Source organism: Halorubrum lacusprofundi ATCC 49239 (assembly GCF_000022205.1).
Taxonomy (GTDB): domain Archaea; phylum Halobacteriota; class Halobacteria; order Halobacteriales; family Haloferacaceae; genus Halorubrum; species Halorubrum lacusprofundi.
On sequence record NC_012029.1, the window covers coordinates 661471 to 677969 of the forward strand.

The 16499-nt window shown below is 67.5% G+C and carries 21 protein-coding genes; 10 read left to right on the forward strand and 11 right to left on the reverse strand.

The features are described from left to right. The first annotated feature begins 3 nt into the window (after positions 1-3). Positions 4-876 (forward strand): MBL fold metallo-hydrolase, encoded by an 873-nt coding sequence (locus HLAC_RS03180; RefSeq protein WP_012659875.1) that lies wholly within the window; start codon positions 4-6, stop codon positions 874-876. Positions 877-905: 29 nt separating this feature from the next. Here HLAC_RS03180 and HLAC_RS03185 read toward each other — a convergent pair whose 3' ends face one another. Then, a complete protein-coding gene (locus HLAC_RS03185; protein ID WP_012659876.1) occupies positions 906-1526 on the reverse strand; it encodes an HAD family hydrolase in 621 nt (206 codons plus the stop codon). 106 nt (positions 1527-1632) lie between these two features. Beyond that, a complete protein-coding gene (locus HLAC_RS03190) occupies positions 1633-2115 on the reverse strand; it encodes a DUF7321 family protein (RefSeq protein WP_012659877.1) in 483 nt (160 codons plus the stop codon). Positions 2116-2257: 142 nt separating this feature from the next. Between HLAC_RS03190 and HLAC_RS03195 the strand changes: the two genes are divergently transcribed. The 7 genes from HLAC_RS03195 to HLAC_RS03225 all read left to right on the forward strand — a co-directional run bounded on the left by HLAC_RS03195 (position 2258) and on the right by HLAC_RS03225 (position 6599). Then, entirely contained in the window at positions 2258-3103 is an 846-nt protein-coding gene (locus HLAC_RS03195) for a DUF7319 domain-containing protein (RefSeq protein WP_012659878.1), read from the forward strand. A 95-nt stretch (positions 3104-3198) separates the two neighbouring features. Further along, positions 3199-3843: a plastocyanin/azurin family copper-binding protein gene (locus HLAC_RS03200; protein WP_012659879.1), complete on the forward strand. Its 645-nt coding sequence runs from the start codon at positions 3199-3201 to the stop codon at positions 3841-3843. Further along, the gene (locus HLAC_RS03205; RefSeq protein WP_012659880.1) at positions 3840-4229 is read left to right on the forward strand and encodes a DUF7318 family protein; all 390 of its coding nucleotides are present in this window, start codon (positions 3840-3842) and stop codon (positions 4227-4229) included. Before HLAC_RS03200 ends, HLAC_RS03205 begins: the two co-directional genes overlap by 4 nt. A 7-nt stretch (positions 4230-4236) precedes the next feature. Beyond that, positions 4237-5046, forward strand: coding sequence for a cytochrome b (locus tag HLAC_RS03210; RefSeq protein WP_012659881.1), 810 nt, complete (start codon positions 4237-4239; stop codon positions 5044-5046). Positions 5047-5050: 4 nt separating this feature from the next. Beyond that, on the forward strand, positions 5051-5839 hold the full coding sequence (locus tag HLAC_RS03215; RefSeq protein WP_012659882.1) for a cytochrome b family protein: 789 nt from the start codon (positions 5051-5053) through the stop codon (positions 5837-5839). A gap of 45 nt (positions 5840-5884) precedes the next feature. Then, entirely contained in the window at positions 5885-6316 is a 432-nt protein-coding gene (locus tag HLAC_RS03220) for a DUF7315 family membrane protein (RefSeq protein WP_012659883.1), read from the forward strand. Between the two features lie 4 nt (positions 6317-6320). After that, complete coding sequence (locus HLAC_RS03225) at positions 6321-6599, forward strand: DUF7314 family protein (RefSeq protein WP_012659884.1); 279 nt, start codon at positions 6321-6323, stop codon at positions 6597-6599. Positions 6600-6879: 280 nt separating this feature from the next. Here the strand turns inward: HLAC_RS03225 and HLAC_RS03230 are convergent, their stop codons facing one another. The 8 genes from HLAC_RS03230 to HLAC_RS03265 form a co-directional block, all read right to left on the reverse strand. Continuing rightward, complete coding sequence (locus HLAC_RS03230) at positions 6880-7323, reverse strand: DUF7313 family protein (protein WP_012659885.1); 444 nt, start codon at positions 7321-7323, stop codon at positions 6880-6882. A gap of 14 nt (positions 7324-7337) precedes the next feature. Then, a complete protein-coding gene (locus tag HLAC_RS03235) occupies positions 7338-8132 on the reverse strand; it encodes an NAD(+)/NADH kinase (protein WP_012659886.1) in 795 nt (264 codons plus the stop codon). A gap of 58 nt (positions 8133-8190) precedes the next feature. Next, positions 8191-9507: a M28 family peptidase gene (locus HLAC_RS03240; RefSeq protein WP_012659887.1), complete on the reverse strand. Its 1317-nt coding sequence runs from the start codon at positions 9505-9507 to the stop codon at positions 8191-8193. Between the two features lie 103 nt (positions 9508-9610). Then, positions 9611-10273, reverse strand: a complete 663-nt coding sequence (locus HLAC_RS03245; RefSeq protein WP_012659888.1) for a DUF420 domain-containing protein — start codon at positions 10271-10273, stop codon at positions 9611-9613. Positions 10274-10361: 88 nt separating this feature from the next. Continuing rightward, entirely contained in the window at positions 10362-11414 is a 1053-nt protein-coding gene (locus HLAC_RS03250) for an NAD(P)-dependent glycerol-1-phosphate dehydrogenase (protein WP_012659889.1), read from the reverse strand. A 78-nt stretch (positions 11415-11492) separates the two neighbouring features. After that, the gene (locus tag HLAC_RS03255) at positions 11493-12200 is read right to left on the reverse strand and encodes a LysE family translocator (protein ID WP_012659890.1); all 708 of its coding nucleotides are present in this window, start codon (positions 12198-12200) and stop codon (positions 11493-11495) included. A 113-nt stretch (positions 12201-12313) separates the two neighbouring features. Further along, positions 12314-12973: a metal-dependent transcriptional regulator gene (locus HLAC_RS03260; protein WP_049933195.1), complete on the reverse strand. Its 660-nt coding sequence runs from the start codon at positions 12971-12973 to the stop codon at positions 12314-12316. A gap of 51 nt (positions 12974-13024) precedes the next feature. Beyond that, positions 13025-13792: a DUF2103 domain-containing protein gene (locus tag HLAC_RS03265; RefSeq protein ID WP_012659892.1), complete on the reverse strand. Its 768-nt coding sequence runs from the start codon at positions 13790-13792 to the stop codon at positions 13025-13027. 83 nt (positions 13793-13875) lie between these two features. On the opposite strand from HLAC_RS03265, the gene HLAC_RS03270 reads away from it, so the two are divergent. Next, positions 13876-14607: a hypothetical protein gene (locus HLAC_RS03270; RefSeq protein ID WP_170933344.1), complete on the forward strand. Its 732-nt coding sequence runs from the start codon at positions 13876-13878 to the stop codon at positions 14605-14607. A gap of 11 nt (positions 14608-14618) precedes the next feature. After that, positions 14619-15251 carry a DUF2238 domain-containing protein gene (locus HLAC_RS19190; protein WP_088901222.1) on the forward strand — a complete coding sequence of 211 codons (633 nt, stop codon included), beginning with the start codon at positions 14619-14621 and terminating at the stop codon, positions 15249-15251. A 20-nt stretch (positions 15252-15271) separates the two neighbouring features. On the opposite strand, the gene HLAC_RS03280 is transcribed toward HLAC_RS19190, so the two are convergent. Beyond that, a complete protein-coding gene (locus HLAC_RS03280) occupies positions 15272-16450 on the reverse strand; it encodes an ArsA family ATPase (protein ID WP_012659895.1) in 1179 nt (392 codons plus the stop codon). Positions 16451-16499: the final 49 nt, after the last annotated feature.

Sequence of the window (16499 nt, forward strand, 5' to 3'; positions counted from 1 at the left end):
GCGATGGCGACGCCGGACCTGAGGTCGTCGGTTACCCGCGTCGCGGTCGACACTCGTGCGCCCGGCGGGACGACGAACGCCTATCTCGCGGGCGGCGCCCTCGTCGATCCCGCGGCTCGCACAGAGACGCTCGACGCGGCGGTCGGCGTCGACGGAGAGAGCGGTAACGGAACAGAGGGCGGCGCAGTCGACGCGATCGCCGTCACCCACGCCCACCCGGATCACGTCGGCGCAGTCGCCGAGTACGCCGACCTGACCGACGCGTCCGTGTTCGCGCACGCCGACCACGTCGACCGGTTCGCGGCGGCGACCGGCGTCGAGCCAGACGAGACGTTTCGTGACGGCGATCGCGTCGGCAACACCTCCGTCCGCGCGGTCGAGACGCCGGGCCACGCGCCGGATCACGTCGCGTTCGCGGTCGAGTCGAGGGGTGACGGAGACGGCGACAGCGACGCCGGTGCTGACGGCACGCCCTCCGAACTCCTCTGTGGCGACCTCGCGATCGAGTCGGGAAGCGTCGCGGTCGCCGCCCCCGACGGCGACCTCCACGAGTACCTGAACAGCCTCGAACGCGTCCGCGAGGCGGGATACGGCCGGCTGTACCCCGGACACGGTCCCGTCATCGAGGACCCGAATATCGTCTGTCAACGCCTGATCGACCACCGGCTGGACCGCGAGCGGGTAGTCCTTGCGGCGGTCGAGGCCGGCGCGAGCGACGTGGACGCGGTGGTCGACGCCGCCTACGAGAAGGATCTGACCGGCGTTGCGGACCTCGCGCGGGCGACGGTCGTCGCTCACCTCGAAAAACTGGTCGCGGAGGGCCGGGTCGGCCGGGAGTGGACGGATCGGGCCGATATCGACGCGCCCGGAGAGTAGGCGTTTCCGTCGGCGTCTGATTCCTGTCGTCAGAGCTCGGCTTCGAGCTGGGCCGCCAGCGCGTCGAGCGGCGTCTCCGTCACGTCCACGAACCGGCCACCGACAGCCTCGACGCCGCCGTCCGTCTCGGGGTCGTCACCGACGTGGACCAGCGACGCGGGCGCGACGCCGAGGGCCTTGGCTGCTGCCTCGAACGCCTTCGGATGGGGTTTTCGCCAGCCACAGCCGATGCTCGTCGTGACCGCGTCGAACTCGCCGCGGAGCCCGGCGCGGATCAGCGTCTTGGGAACTAGCTCGGGTACCGCACAGTTCGAGAGGAGACCGACAGGGCCCTGATCGGACACGTCTCGGACGGCTTCCAGCGCGCCGTCGCGCCGGGTCACGTCGGGGTCGAACGCCGCGACGACGGCGTGCCGGACGACGTTGTCGGCGGCCTCGACGCCGCGGGAGTCGAGCGCGTGCGCCACATGAGCGGGGAGCGGGACCTCCGCGCCCGCCGGGGCGTCCACGTGTCGCTCGCCGTACGCGACGTGCCAGTCGTCCGGTACCTCGACGCCGCGCGACTCCAGTTCGCGGGCGACGATCTCCGCGGGGTCGGACGGGTACTCGACGTCGACGAGGGTCCCGAACAGATCGAAAGTGACTGCCACGATACCGGGACTACGGCGAAAACGGGATTGAACCTGTCGGTCGGTGCGGTCGATGCCGCGTTTCGAGGTCGTCGGCGCTCCCGGGCTCTCGGCAGGGCGACGCCCGTCAGAACATCGGCGCGACGTGGAGGGCGTAGAGCCGGTAGAGCCCGGTCACCCACGCGCACAGCCAGAGGAGCATGAACCCGGCTACGCCCGCCCGGAGCCGTGCACGCCAGTGACCCATATCCTCGTGTATTTCGTCGATGTCGACGTCGGGATCCTCGTAGGCGTCAGCATTATGCTTCGCCTGCAAGATTCGGGCGATTCCCGTGAGGGCGAATGCCAGGAGCGCATACGCCTGCACTCCCAGAAACGCGTGGATCACGGCGAGCCCGGACAGGTGGACGAAGAGCCGCGGAATCATCCACCCGACGATCGGGACGGTCGTAAGTACCAGCCCGACGCCGATATATCGCAGGTGCCGCATGAGAACGGTCCACGTCACGGTCTCGGTGTCGATCATAATCCATGCCCCGTACAGCAGGAACGGGAAGCTCGCAGTCACCGACAGCCCGGCCACCGCCGCGATAACCGACTCGTCGACCATTACCCGCGATTGGATCTCCGGCGCGTAAAACTCCCCGATCCGCGGCTCCTCGGTCTGGCTCTCGGGAGCGGATCGCCCCGGACGCCCATCGCCCCGTCGGTAGACGAAAACAGTTAGCGTCCGGAGCACGTACCGGCGGACAATGGAGGACACCTCGACCGAACCGGATCCGGAGTCGCCGCCGGACCGGTCGCCGGACGAGTCCGACGGCGGCGAATCTCCCCGAGGCGACGCGTCCCACGAGAGTAGCGGCGACGCTCCCGACGACGCGGACGACCTTGCCGCACTCCGCGAGCGAGTCGACGAGGAGTACGACTTCGACGAGTTCGGTCCCTCGGACATGGCTCGGATGAGCGCGGAGGAGTGGGATGCCGCGTTCGATCCGGACTCGTGGATCACCGGTGACCGGCTGCTCGACCGCGCCGAGGCGGAGTTGAAGTCTCGGATCGCGCGCCGGGACGTTTTCGGCGTGTTAGAGCGCGTTCGCGAGGACGGCGAAGACCGGCTCCTCGTGTACTCCGACGAGGGGTATGCGATCGTCCGACCGACGGGCGAGGTGACGGGGCAGGGAACCGTGCTCCGTGACATCGAGCCGATCGTCGCGCTGGCGGCGATGGAATCGTACGACGTGCCCGAACCCCCGGACGACTGGTCGCTTCCCCATCCGGACACGGTCACGGAGGGCACAGGCGAGTTCGGCAACCTGATGATCCAGGTGGTCGCGATCGTGCAGGTGCTCGCGGGAGCGGCACTGCTTATCGCCTCGTTCGTCATCGACCTGAACACGATCGTCGCGCCGGCGATGGGGATCGTGTTCCTGCTCATCGGTCTGCTGCTCTTCGTCATGGTCGCGAACGCGCGCCTCTCCGATCGGTTCCGTTCGGAAGAGTATCGCGAACGGCTGCGAGCCCTCCGGCAGGCGAAGGAGCGCCCCGATTTCGTCCCGGTCGAAGGCGGGGTTGTGAACGAGGATACGCGGGACGAGTGAAATGCCGATATCGCGGGACAGAGGCCTTGTAAGCCCTTCCAAGTCGACGAGTTCAGTCGGTGGGTTTAAGCGCACCCCGTCCCGAGTGAACCTGTATGAAAAGGCGGGAATTCGTGCGCACGGCCGGCGGTGCGACCGCCGTGGCCGCGGCCGGTGCCGGAGCGACCGGAACGGTCGCCGCACAGGAGCTACAACCGGTCTGGCCGAGCGCGGTCACGGGTGCAAACCTCGGGACGTACCAAGACGCCCGCGGCGAGAGCGAGGTGACCGTACAGGTCGGCGCGGGCGACAGTGGCCTCGCGTTCGACGCCACTAAGCTGTGGGTGGACCCCGGGACGACCATCACGTTCGAGTGGACTGGGAACGGTGGCGCACACAACGTGCAGAACGTCGAGGGGCCGGCCAGCCTCGACAGCGGTGATCCGGTCGGCGAGGAGGGTGCGACCTACGAGTACGAGACAAGCGAGGAGGACGTGGGGATAACCCACTACCACTGCGTGCCTCACACCGCGGTCGGCATGCACGCCGGCCTCGCCGTCGGTGAGGACATCGAGACGGAGTCGGCCGGCGGCGGCGGGAACACCGGGTGGCCGGAGAACATCGCCCACGTGGGCGTCCCGCTTCACGCCCACTGGGTCGGCATCGCCGCGATGCTCGGTATCTCGCTGACCTTCGTGTTTACCTTCTATCTGCTGAAGTACGGTGAGTCGGCCCACACCGGCCACGGGGGTTCCCAATGAGCTCCGGCGGTTCCTCGTACGGTGACATCCACCGGTACGAGCCCGCACGTGAGAGCACCGCCGCTGCGATCGCGATCGTGCTCCTCACCGTCATCGAGGTCGTATTCGTCTCCCTGTTCGTCTACGGGCTCATGTCCGCGTGGGCCTCGACGGAGTTCGGGAACATGTTCGCCGGTGCGTTGCTGGCGATGATCTTTATCGACCTCGCGTTCATCCTCCTGCTGTACCGCAAGGAGTTCCTCCCCGACGTGATGATCGTGAAGAAGCGCCGCCGCAAGTGGGAGGACCTCTACGTCCGCGAAGAGGACAAAGACGGCGTCGGCGTCGACACCGGTAACCTAACCGAGACGCTCAAGCGGGCCGTCTACCCGTATTACAAGAAGTAACCTGACAATGAGCCTCAAAAAACAAGACGAGATGGACCACAACGCGTGGCTCAAAGAGCAGGACCTGACGGTCATCGAGACCGCGTTCCTCACCACGCTCATCTGGCTCGACAAGCGGCTCCGCATCGTCGACTACCTCGAGCTGCTGGAGACGATGTACTACCGCGCGAACCTCCAGATGCCGAAGAGCCACACCGAACAGTACGACCTCGACAACAAGTTCTGGTACTGGTACCCGCTGTACTCGCTCGGGTCCCTCTCTATCATCGCGTATCTGGTCGCGGCGGTCACCGGCGCGCTGCTCGGGTTCTACTACTCCCCGTCGACCGCCGGCGCCGCCGCGCAGGGCGACCCGACGGCCGCGTACGACTCCGTCGTGATGATCATGAAAGACGTCCAGTTCGGGTTCATGCTCCGCTCCCTCCACAGCTGGGCCGCCCAGTTCATGGTCGCCGCAGTGTTCCTGCACATGCTCCGCGTGTACTTCACCGGGTCGTACAAGGAGCCCCGGGAGGTCAACTGGATCCTCGGGGTCATCCTCATCGGCCTGACGCTTCTGTTCGGCTTCTCCGGGTACGTGCTCCCGTGGAAGCAGCTGTCCTTCTGGGCCGCGCAGATCGGCGTCGAGATGGCGCTCGCGACGCCCCTTGTGGGCGAGTGGGCGGCACAGCTCCTGTTCGGCGGCTTCACGCTCGGACAGGCGACGCTCGTGAGAATGTACATCCTGCACGTGTTCGTGTTGCCGTTCGTGGTGACGGGGCTCATCGCCCTCCACGTCGGCATCGTCTGGGTGCAGGGCATCGCGGAGCCGCACTAATCCAATGACCGACAACGACACCCCCATGACGGACGGAGGCACCGACGAGGAAGCGCGCACGGACGGCGGACCGCCGGCCACCGTGCCGCCGGACGATGAGACGCCCACCTGGTCCGAGCGCAAGGAGCATTCGCAGGGGCTCGCACAGCTCACCTACCAGTACTTCGAGCGCTCCCGCCGCGAGGACGAGGACCTCCGCACCGAGTCGACGTACGTCGAGCGCGACGTGCTGGGCTTCCCGACGTGGCCCCACGAGACGCTTCGGAACCTCGCGATCACTAGCTTCTTCGTCGGGATTATAATCCTCATCGCGGCGCTGATGCCGGCGCACTACGGGGAGCCGGCGAACCCCGGCTCGACGCCGGCGATCATCCTGCCGGACTGGTACCTCTACTGGTCGTTCGGGCTGCTGAAGCTCAACCCGCTTAACCCTGAACTGGCCGTGCTTGGCGGGAACATCGTGATGTCGAACGAGTTCCTCGGTATCACCGCTCACGGGATCGTCTTCGGCGTCATCGGGCTCGTGCCGTTCCTCAACAAGGGGAGCGCGCGCCGTCCCGTCGAGCAGCCGTTCTGGGCCGCCGTCGGCGTGACGGGCGTTATCCTGTCGTTCACGCTCGCGGCGCTCGCGATCCAGAACTTCTTCCCGATCACGCTCGACCTGCTCCTCACCCTCACGTTCATGCTGCCCGTGCTCGGTGGCATCATCACCTACGCGGTGTTGAAGACGATGCGTGAGGGGTACATGTACGGCCTGAACCGGCGGTACTACATGCTGCGCCCGCCGAAGTAACGGCCTCGAACATCCGGTTCCGTTTTCCCGCCGCACACTCCCTCGATGTCATCATCAACCGACCACGACGACGCACAGGCGTTCGACGAGACGGGCGATCCGATCGCTGCAGACGAACGAGAGGATCCCCGTAGCGAGCCGACTGGGCCCCGAGTCGGGGCCGACGGACGCGAGGTCGTCGTCCCGTTCCGCCTGTACAAGGCCGTCACCGTCTTCTCGACGCTGGCGGCTGTGGTCGCGTACCTGATCGGCTTCACGCTTATCGACGCCGCGACGATGCAGATCAGCTTCATGCGGACGACGATCGTCTACCTCCTGAACAGCGCCGGGCTCTACCCGTCGGACGACGCCCTCGTCGCCGCGCTGGCGATCGGGGGCATCGCGTTCATCGTCGGAGGGACGGTGGTGTACGTGCTGGGGACACGGTTCCGCGGCCAAGGGATGGGAAAGTCTCAAGACGACTCCGACGAATCGTAGGACAATGACAGACGAGTTCATGAAGGGGTTCGCCCTGTTCGCGCTCGGTGGCCTCGGCTGGCTCACTTTCGGCGGATGGTACCGGACGCCCTCGTACTACGACATCGTGCAGCTGGTCAACCCGGCCGAGGGCGTCGATAGCGCCTACGGAGAGATCGGTCTCGTCGCCGGCAACGCGTTCTTCTGGCTGATGATCCTCGGTGCGCTGACGTTCTGGGTGCTGATCCCGGCGAGCCGCGAGCTGCGCGCCGCCCTCGACGACGACGCCGACGCGGCGAACTGACTCCCTAGCTGTTTCCTTCTTCGGACCGGGTGCTGACCCGTATCTCGTTTTGCAGTTCTCCGTCACCGAGAGGCCTCTCCTTTGCGCGCCGCATCGACGTGTCTCTGTGGGCCCGCACGGCGACGGAAGTCGGACGGAAACGAGAAGGGATCCGCGACGTCGAGGAGCGGTCGCTACGGGAAGGAGAGGTCGATGTGCGAACGCGAGTGCGACGGAGACGAGAGCGACGGCGGAAGCGATACGGAGACGATGGAAGGCCGTCGGTCCCGGTATCGCCGGATTATGCGATGACGAACTGGTTCCAGATCCCCGAGACGAGGAACCACAGGGCGTAGTAGGAGGCGAACACCAAGACGAGCAGCGACGCGGCGATCGAGCTCTTCGGGGCCTCGATCGACATGTCGTTGCGTGCCTCAACGTTTCGCGCCTCAAGCTCGAACAGGTCGGCGATCAGCATCGTGATCACGATCACCGCGAGGATCGTGCCGCTGACGGGCGCGTCGAGAACGAACAGAAACGTCAGAAGCATCAGTCCGATGTTCGTGAACGCGTGAGGCGTGTACGGTTCGACGCTGTCGCCGTCGCTACCCTGGTCGACGTGGTGCCGGTGTGCGATGTGTCGGGTCGCGAGGTTCGCGACCGCCATCACGAGTATCGCGTACGGCAGCATCGGTCCGACTTCGGACAGCCAGCCGAGCGGAACGAGGAACTGCAGTGGGTCCATACCCACACATCTGGTCACGAGTTATTAGAGTGTTTCCGATCAGCGCGCTCGCGAGATCCCCTCGGCGCCGCGAACGCGACTCGATCGACCGTCTCGATCTCGATCGGTCGGTGTGGCTCAACGGTGACGCGTCGCTCCCCGTCGGTCACGAGCGCGATCGGCTCGCCCTCCCGTTCGACCGTGAGTCGTATCCGGTCCGCCGCGACCCACGCGTCGGTCCGGGTGCTAAACGGGGCGATCGGTGCGATTGAGAGCCCGCCGTCAGGCTCTACGAGCGCACCTCCGGCAGCGTTCGCGTATCCGTCGCTCCCCAGCGGCGTCGCGACGACGACACCATCGGCGCGGACCGACTCGGTCTGCCCGCGCGGGAACTCGACCGCGAACTCCGAGATTCGTGCCGGCTCGTCGGTGACGACGGCAACATCAAACGCGGCCCGCGAGTGCGGGTCTGTCCCACTGTCGACCGCGAGGACGGGATGACTGACGCGCCTGACGGAATCGTCACCCGCCGACTTGTCGAGCAGCCGTCGAAGGACATCGACGGCGCCGTCGCGATCGAACGCGAGCCGACGGTCGGTAACGGGGATAACCGTACAGTCCGTCGCTGCGACGACGGCGTCGCGAATAGCCTCGTCGCCGACCGCCACGAGGAGGTCGGAGTCGGTATCGTCGTCACCGATCGTCCTCCTCTCGGCGCTCGTGCTTGCGGGGCCTGTGAGGTGTCCCCCGGCGTCCCGGACCGCGTCTCGGAGCTCCGACGGTCGTCCGTCGTCGCCGACGACGGCAACGCGGCGTTCCGACGCTTCCATGTCCGAGGATGCGATCGGTGGGTGTGAAAACCTCCCGGTTCGCGGCGGGCGAGTGGGGCTAGAACGGCCAGTCGCCGGTTATCTTCATCCCCGTCGCCTTCCCCTCTTGTTCGAGCGCGCTCGCGATCTCGTCGGTTGGCTTCCGCGCGGTCGACACGTCGTCGCCGGCGAGGTCGACGACGAGCGCCGTCAGGAGGATCGCCTGCTCGCGGAGGTTCCGAGACTCCAGCTTGTCGAGCGTGTCCGCACCCGTGTGTCCCCAGCCCCGGCCGCGCCCCTCCGTCTCACCGGAGACCATATAGCCGGGGATCCCGCGCTCGACGAACGGCCAGTGGTCGCTGTGGGGGACCTGCTCCTCGCCGAGCGCGATCGGGTGATCGAACCGGTCGCTCACGCGCTCGCCGGCCGCCTCCAGCGGGTCGAAGCCGTGGTGATCGAGCTTCAGGGTACGACCGAACACGTTGCTATCGACGTTGACGACGGCCTTGACGTGGTCGGGGTCGACGCCCGCGGCAAATTGGGAAGAGCCGACCAGCCCGACCTCTTCGGCACCGAAGCCGACGAACCGCACTCTCGTGTCGAGCTCCTCTTCGCGGGCCGCGAGAGCGTTGGCGACCTCGACGATCGTCGCGGTGCCGGCGCCGTTGTCCATCGCCCCCTCCGCGAGGTCGTGGGCGTCGACGTGGCAGGAGACGACGAGGTACTCGTCGGTGTCGGGACCGAGGTCGGCGACCGCGTTCCCGCTCGTCGCGTCGGGCGTCTCGCAGTTGACTGCGACGGTGAGGTCCTCGCCCTCGCGTCGGCGCGCGAGGCTCGCGCCGGTCTCCTTCGAGACGCCGACCGCCGGGATATCGCCGATCGGCGCATCCGCGGTGCCGACGCTCCCGGTCGGCGGCAGCGTCCCCTCGACGTGGTTCGCGAAGACGAAGGCGGCGGCACCCGCCTCCACCGCGTGGTAGTACTTTTCGCGGCGGTGGATGAACCGGTCGACCGAGTCGGGGGTGTCCGACGAGACCATCACGACCTTCCCCGTCAGATCGTCGTCGAAGTCCTCGGGGACGCCGTACCCCAGATCGACGAACTCGCCGGTCGCCTCGCCGCTCGGGCTCCGCGGGAGCGCGATGCAGGCGTTTTGCCCGCTCGCGACAACCTCTTCGTCGCGTCGGATCTCGCTGTCGCCGCGCTCCCAGCCCTGAATCTCGAATTCCTCGATCCGCGCGTCACGCGCGCCGGCGTCGGACAGCGCGTCGCGGGTCAGTTCGAGCCCGGCGCGCTCGCCGTCGGAGCCGGCCATGCGGTGATCGATATCGACGAGTGATTCGAGGTGATCCCAGCCGGCGTCGCTCGTGAAGGTGTCGCCGATCCAGTCGGTCATGCGTGTGGGTGGCCGGGGCGCGGCTCAAGCGTTTCGATGGCGGTGGACGGGGCCGGTGTTGGTGGGCTGTCGCGGCGGTCGGGGATTGAACCGACGCGGAGCGCTACGCTCCGGGACCCACCGGAAGGAGCATCGCCGCGGCCTCGGCGGCCGCGAACGTCGAGTCGTACGCGTGGTTCAACATGAGGTAGGTGACGACGCCGAGCACGAGCGAGAGGAGCCACGCGCTCGCGGCGATCCGGCCGACCCGGCGGTGGGGCGTCTCGTTTCGAAGCTCCGCCTCCGTGTGGGTAAGTCCGAGGACGACGGCGTAGAGGACGACGGGAACGGCGACGACGGAGAGAATGATGTGAATCGCGAGCATGAGGAGGTACGCGTAGTAGATCCAGTCCCACAGCGGAACCCACGCGTACGCCGACTCTAAGACGAACTCACGCGTTCCGCCGCCGGCAACTTTCGGCAGGTACAGCCCGAGAAACACGAGGATGAGTGTGAACGATGTCGTCATCGCCGCCGCGTGTTTCTTCACCTCTCCGTTGCGGATCCAGTACCAGCCGAGCGAGAGCGTGACGATCGTGACGGTGTTGACAGCGGCGATGGCGTGTGCGAAGAGGTCGACGGTACTCCGCGTCAGTTCAGGGAACAGCGCCTGAAACTGGGGGACGAGGAACACGCCGCCAACCGCGCCGTAGCCGATGATGGTGAGAAGTACGGTGATCGCGCCGGCCCGCTCTTTGGCCCGGTCGCGAACGCGAGCGGTGGACATACGCGGAGTTGTCGCGGGACGGTTATTTCGCTTTCGAGGGCGGAACGGGTCGCCGGCTGTCGGCGGTTCGGTTCACCGATGAGTCCGCTTATCCGTCAATGACGCCCGTCGCGGTCGCGACCTCGATAGCGGCCGCCTCGTTGATCCCGCCCTGCAGGATCGTGTACCGGTCGCGGATCTCGTGGGCGCTCGTGAGCGCGGCGATCAGCTCCGCATCGTCGAGTCCGAGTTCGGCGGCGGTCGTCGGGGCGTCCAGCGCGGCGAGCGCGTCGCGGATCGCGCTCCACTCCCCGTTCTCGCCGCTGTGGAGATACTCGGTCATGATCGAGGCGACGCCAACCTGATGCCCGTGGAGCGCCCTCCCCGGTGCGCTTCGGTCGAGCTGGTGGGAGATGAGGTGTTCTGCGCCGGAGGCGGGTCGCGACGAGCCCGCGATCGACATCGCGACGCCGGAGGAGACGAGCGCCTTCACGACGACCCACGCCGACTCCTCTAGCCCGGGGCGGATCATGTCGGCGTTCTCGACGAGCAGCTCCGCGGTCATCTCCGAGAGCGCGCCCGCGTACTCGCTGTACTCGACGTTGCGAAGCCGGCGAGCGAGCCGCCAGTCTTTCACCGCGGTGTAGTTCGAGATGATGTCCGCACAGCCCGCGGTGGTGAGCCGCCACGGGGCATCCGCGATCAGGGTCGTGTCCGCGACGACTGCGAGCGGCGGGTCGGCCGCGACCGAGTGGCGCGTGTCGCCTTCGGGGATCGAGGAGCGTCCCGAGACGATCCCGTCGTGGGAGGCGACCGTGGGGACGGAGACGAAGCCGACGCCGAGGTGGTCGGCCGCCATCTTCGCGATGTCGATCGGCTTCCCGCCGCCCAAGGCGATCAGGTAGCCGGGGTCGACCGCCTCCGCGGTCTCGGTGAGCTTCTCGACGGCCTCGAAGGAGGCCTCCTCGACGACGGCGGTCGCGGGGTCGTCGAACTGCGCGCGCACCCGGTCACCGGCGATGTCGTTCGGTGTCGGGCTCGTCACGATCAGCGGCCTCCCCGTGAGGTACAGCTCGCCGACCGCCTCCCCGAGGTCGTCGAGGACGCCGTGGCCCACGAGCACGTTCCGCGGGAGCTTGATCCACGTGGTCTTCTCGAACATACCGGGCGGTCGGGCCCGTGGGTGAAAGCCGTTGTCCATGCGGATCGTCGGCGTCGGGCGATTCTAGCTGCCGGAGACTCAGACCCCCAGCGTCGCCAGTGCCGCCAGCGTCGTCGCCGCGTCGTAGAGGAAGTAGACGCCGAACCCAGCGAGCACGACCGCGGAGCCGACCGCGACGATCGGTGCGAACGTCTCGATCCGGCGCTCGGCGGCGACGAGCCCGGTCGGGAACCCCACGATCCACGTTAGCACCCCCAAAAAGAACCCGCCGATGAGCGCCGGAGAGCCGGTGGCGACCACGAGCGTCCCGGCGAGATCCTCGCCGACGACGGGGAGTCGGGCCAGCACGTCGAGCTCGCCGGGGCGGAGGAGTCCGACGCCGATCGTCAGCCAGAACAGCACTTGGTACGGGTTCGTCAGGGCAAGTACCAGCGCCTTGCGGAACCCCTTGCCCTCCGCGACGGTGGGCTCGGCGCCCGAGGTCGGACGGAACGACGCCCGGGCACCGCGGGCCGCGCCGATAGCGAAGTACAGCATGAGGACGCCGCCGATCGCGATCATAGCGCCCTGCAACAGCGGGAACGACTCCACGACTGCGACGACGCCGAGGTACGCGAGCACGAAGAAGATCGCATCGGCGGTCGCAGCGCCGAGGCCGGCCCAGAAGCCGGCGAGGCGACCGCGCAGCACCGACTCCTCGGCGATCACGGCGTTCATGGGTCCGGGCGGGGCCGCGAGCGCCAGCCCGAAGACGACGCCGGCGCCGAGCGTTACGAAGAGACTCACACCGTTCAGGAGGGTCGTTTTCGTGAAAAACCTCGCGAACGAAAGCTGGTCGTTACGGTCGGCGAACCCGCACCGATGTACGAGTGTGGGCAATGAGGTCCCAGGTATCGGAATCAGCCCGCGTCCTCGACCCGGATCGAGCGGGCGATCTCGGCGGGGAGGCTCTGCTCGCCGGTCGGTGTCGTCACAGTCACCATCCCGAACGGGGCGACGTCGACGACCTCGATCTCGGTGCCCGGCGTGATTCCGGCGTCGGCGAGGTACTCAAGTTCGTCCTCGTTTCGGTCGGAGACGCGGGTTACGACCACGCGATCGCCCTCCTTGTGGTTCGCGAGGAGGGCGCCGCTCTCCTCGTCGACCGGTTCGAGGTCCGCGCCCGGGATCGGGTCGCCGTGGGGATCGACGGCGGGGTCATCGAGGGTCTCCGCCACGCGCCGCTCGAACGCCTCGGAGATGTGGTGTTCCAAGGCATCCGCCTCCTCGTGGACTTCGCTCCAGTCGTAGTCGAGCCGCTCGGCGAGAAACGCCTCCAACAGCCGGTGGTGACGGACGATCTCTAGAGCGACCGCCTCGCCCTCCGCCGTCAGCTCCGTGCCGCGGTACGGCTCGCGCTCGACGAGTCCACGGTCCTCCAGTTTTCCCAACATGTCGGTGACCGACGGCGAGGTCTTGTCGAGGTACTCCGCGATCGCCGACGTCGAGACGGGCGGACCCTGCTCGGACTGGAGGACGTAGATCGCCTTCAGGTAGTCCTCCATCACGTCGCTCAGCATTTATAAGTGATCGCGGCCGGTGCCGGAAATACCTACCGGGAGTCGGCGCGCTCACTCGTCCTGCAGTTCCGCGTCCCGCAGCGCCTCGTTGAGGTCCTCGCGGACGCGCTCGCCGGTTTCGCGGTCCATCGCGGTGGTGACGATCCGATTCTCCTGCACGCTGGAGCCGTCCCGCAGGAGGAGCCGAATGTTCCCGTTGGTCCCGGCGCGCGTCGCCTTCGCACGTAGTCCCGTCCGTGAGCCGGTGCCGCCGGCGTCGATCGGCCCGGGGACGATCTTCTTGACATGCGGATGTTGCGCGACCGTGCTGACCGCCTTCCGCCCCTTGCGATCGCCGATGAGCGTCGAGTGGGACCCGCCGATCTTCTCGCGCGGTGGCGTCTCGACGATATCCAGTGCGCGGTCGCCGCGACGGGCGAGCACCCACGAAACGACGGGGTTCGCGTGCTCGCGATCGCCGTCGGACTCCTCGTCGACGCCCGCGTCGGGGACGCGGTAGAACTCGTGGTGGACCTGCGCGCGCGTCTCGCGGAGGGGCTCCCGGGCGCCGGCGGCGTAGACGGTGTCGGGTCGCTTCCGGCGGAGCTCGTCGGCGACGCGCCCGGCGAAGTTGCGGAGCTGGATCTGGGTCAGCTGCTCGTCGGTCTCGGGACGGGTGGTCACGGTCGTCTCGCCGACGACCTCGTCCTCGTCGAGCATCGTGAGCCGGGCGCGGTCTGCCTCGAACTCGACGACGACGGCGTTAGCGTTGGCGGTGTTGCAGGTGAGACAGTAGTCCCCGGGCTTGCGAAGCGGGGTTCCACACCGCCGGCAGTTCATAACGAACGGAGGAACGTGACGGATAAAAGGTCGTCCGTTCGACGTAGCAACCAATATTAGTGACCGCCGCCTCGATGAATGGTATGGACACCGATCGCGGCGGACCGGACGCCGCCGACGGGACGGAGGAGCCGGGCGAACCGGGAGAGCCCGGTGACCTCAACGACGGATTGACCCTCCCCGGGCCGGATCCGCCCGCGGACCTCGTCGAGGGAGCCGTCGACGAGGGATGGGCGATGCAGTTATTCCGCAACGGACGAACAAACGCGCTGATCGCGTGGGCGATGGTGACGGTGCTCGCGGGGGTGTTCGTCGAAAGTCTGTTCGACTTCGACTTACTCTCGATGGCTCTCATCGGGAGCATCGCCGCCGTCGTGGTCGCGCCCGCGGTCGCGGCGCGCACGCCCCGCGCGATGCTTCCCTGGGAGCTGCTCGGGCTCGCGCTGTTGCCGATACTCGTGCGCGCGCTGCTCGGCGGGGAGCTCGGCATCTTCGCGACGTACCTCGCGATCGCCGCGCTGGCGCTTGCGATCACCGTCGATCTCCACATGTTCACCACGCTGCGGGTGACCCACTGGTTCGCGGTCGTCCTCGTCGTGATGACGACGATGGCGACCGCGGCGGTGTGGACTATCCTCCGGTGGAACGCCGACCGGATGTACGACACCGCCTACCTGTCGACGAACGAGGCGCTGATGATCGAGTGGATCTACGTCACGCTGGCCGGGATCGTCGCCGGCACCCTCTTCGACGCCTACTTCCGGCAGCGCGGGGTGCGGCTCCGACGCGCCCTCCAGCGGGTGGTGCGTCGATGAGTTTCGCTCGCATGTCGCTCCCGCGACCGTCCGTCGCCAACCAGCGACGGCTCACCCGCGGGATGCAGATCCTTCTCGTCGCAATCGTTGTCTACGGCGTAGTCGCCGGCGAGCCGAAGGCGATCACCAACGGAGGACTCGGGCTGTTCGTCACGTTCGTGCCGGCGCTGGCCGAACGGAACTACGACATCCCGCTCGATCCGTGGCTCGGCGTGTGGATCACGTCGGCGGTATTCCTCCACACGCTGGGATCCGCGTGGTTCTACGCGGAGATCGTGTGGTGGGACCACCTCACGCACGCGCTCTCGGCGACGCTCGTCGCTGGCGCGGGATACACGGCGCTGCGCGGCGTCGACCTTCACAGCGATGCGATCCGGATCCCGACCCGCTTCGCGTTCGTCTTCATCTTCGTCGTCGTCCTCGCGTTCGGGGTCGTCTGGGAGCTATTCGAGTTCGGACTCGATATCGTCGCCGACGTGACGGGGGTCTCCATGCCGCTGGCACAACACGGGCTCGACGACACAGTGCTCGACTTAATGTACAACTCGATCGGAGCCCTGATCGTGGCGATGTTCGGTCAGGCGTATCTCTCGGGCGTAGCCGAGACTGTTAGGGATGGCCTGTTCTCGATCCGCGACGAGTAGGGTCCGCGTTCAGGGGTAGCTCAGCGTAGGCACGCAGCCACGACCCGCAGTGCGGCCTCCCCGCGAACTTCCTTCGCGAGCAGCGGGACTCGCTTCACGTCGCGTCCGCGGAACAGGTCCGTGGCCCGACGCAGTGCCGCCTGCTGGACCTCCCATCGGCGCGCACAGAACTCACAGGAGTCCGGGTTCGGCTCGACGACCCACTCGGGGTCGATCGCGGCCCCGCTCCCGTCGGTCACGTCGCCGACGCCCTCCATCACCCGGTTGACGACGAGGGTGTTCACCGGAATCCCGAACTCGTCGAGGCGCGCGACGAGCCGTTCGGACTCGGTGACGCTCATCTCCTCGGGGATGGTCACCACGCGGAAGTCGGTCTTTTCGGGATCCTGCAGCACGCTCCGGAGGCGCTCGATCCGCTCGCGGAGCTCGTCGAGGTCGGCAGAGGGATCGGGGTCGTCGTCCCCGCCGCCAAACATCCCCTTGATCCCGTCCATCATCCCGGAGAATCGGTTGCGGAGTTTCATCACCCGGCCGATCATCGAATCCATGATCTCTGGGAGTTGGAGCAGCCGGAGGGTGTGGCCCGTCGGTGCGGTGTCGACGATCACGCGGTCGAACCGCGGGTCGTCGAGGTACTCCAGCAGTTGGCGCATCGCGGCCGCCTCGTCGGCGCCGGGCATCGTCCCGCCGAGTAGGGAGCCGAGGCCGCCGTCGGCCTCGTCGTCTGCGGGGCCGTCCGGGTCGCTCGCACCGCCCATCATTCCGCCCATCGCGTCCCCCATCTCGCCCATCCCGCCGAGGGGGTCGCCGTCGGCGCCGAACATCCCCTCCTCCATCGCGTCGTCGGGGTCGATCTCGGCGGCGTACAGCGGCATGTCCTCGCGAATGCGCGCTGGTTTCGCCGGGATCTCCGTCTCGTAGGTATCGGAGAGGGAGTGGGCCGGATCGGTGGAGACCACCAAGGTGTTGACCCCGCCCGCCGCCGAGGCGAGTCCGGTCGCGGCCGCCATCGTCGTCTTCCCGACGCCGCCCTTCCCGCCGTAGAGGACGTAGTCCGGGGCGTCGACGCCCGCCGGGAGGTCCGTGGCAGCGTCCGTTTCGGTCGGGAGATCAGCGTCGCTTGCGGGGTCGGCGTCAGCGGTCTCGTTGATCTCCGGCTCCTCGACGCGATCCACCGGCTCGACGTCGATATCGTCCATATCGGGTCGTGGGTGCGGCCCGCTTGTGTACTCGTCGGTCCGGATATGT

Coding starts and splice junctions, on each gene's coding strand:
- HLAC_RS03225 (WP_012659884.1), top strand. CDS start 6,321: ATGACAGACGAGTTCATGAAGGGGTTCGCCCTGTTCGCGCTCGGTGGC.
- HLAC_RS03210 (WP_012659881.1), top strand. CDS start 4,237: ATGAGCCTCAAAAAACAAGACGAGATGGACCACAACGCGTGGCTCAAA.
- HLAC_RS03195 (WP_012659878.1), top strand. CDS start 2,258: ATGGAGGACACCTCGACCGAACCGGATCCGGAGTCGCCGCCGGACCGG.
- HLAC_RS03200 (WP_012659879.1), top strand. CDS start 3,199: ATGAAAAGGCGGGAATTCGTGCGCACGGCCGGCGGTGCGACCGCCGTG.
- HLAC_RS03220 (WP_012659883.1), top strand. CDS start 5,885: ATGTCATCATCAACCGACCACGACGACGCACAGGCGTTCGACGAGACG.
- HLAC_RS03280 (WP_012659895.1), bottom strand. CDS start 16,450: ATGGACGATATCGACGTCGAGCCGGTGGATCGCGTCGAGGAGCCGGAG.
- HLAC_RS03250 (WP_012659889.1), bottom strand. CDS start 11,414: ATGTTCGAGAAGACCACGTGGATCAAGCTCCCGCGGAACGTGCTCGTG.
- HLAC_RS03205 (WP_012659880.1), top strand. CDS start 3,840: ATGAGCTCCGGCGGTTCCTCGTACGGTGACATCCACCGGTACGAGCCC.
- HLAC_RS03230 (WP_012659885.1), bottom strand. CDS start 7,323: ATGGACCCACTGCAGTTCCTCGTTCCGCTCGGCTGGCTGTCCGAAGTC.
- HLAC_RS03265 (WP_012659892.1), bottom strand. CDS start 13,792: ATGAACTGCCGGCGGTGTGGAACCCCGCTTCGCAAGCCCGGGGACTAC.
- HLAC_RS03245 (WP_012659888.1), bottom strand. CDS start 10,273: ATGTCCACCGCTCGCGTTCGCGACCGGGCCAAAGAGCGGGCCGGCGCG.
- HLAC_RS03260 (WP_049933195.1), bottom strand. CDS start 12,973: ATGCTGAGCGACGTGATGGAGGACTACCTGAAGGCGATCTACGTCCTC.
- HLAC_RS03270 (WP_170933344.1), top strand. CDS start 13,876: ATGGACACCGATCGCGGCGGACCGGACGCCGCCGACGGGACGGAGGAG.
- HLAC_RS19190 (WP_088901222.1), top strand. CDS start 14,619: ATGTCGCTCCCGCGACCGTCCGTCGCCAACCAGCGACGGCTCACCCGC.
- HLAC_RS03215 (WP_012659882.1), top strand. CDS start 5,051: ATGACCGACAACGACACCCCCATGACGGACGGAGGCACCGACGAGGAA.
- HLAC_RS03190 (WP_012659877.1), bottom strand. CDS start 2,115: ATGGTCGACGAGTCGGTTATCGCGGCGGTGGCCGGGCTGTCGGTGACT.
- HLAC_RS03240 (WP_012659887.1), bottom strand. CDS start 9,507: ATGACCGACTGGATCGGCGACACCTTCACGAGCGACGCCGGCTGGGAT.
- HLAC_RS03180 (WP_012659875.1), top strand. CDS start 4: ATGGCGACGCCGGACCTGAGGTCGTCGGTTACCCGCGTCGCGGTCGAC.
- HLAC_RS03235 (WP_012659886.1), bottom strand. CDS start 8,132: ATGGAAGCGTCGGAACGCCGCGTTGCCGTCGTCGGCGACGACGGACGA.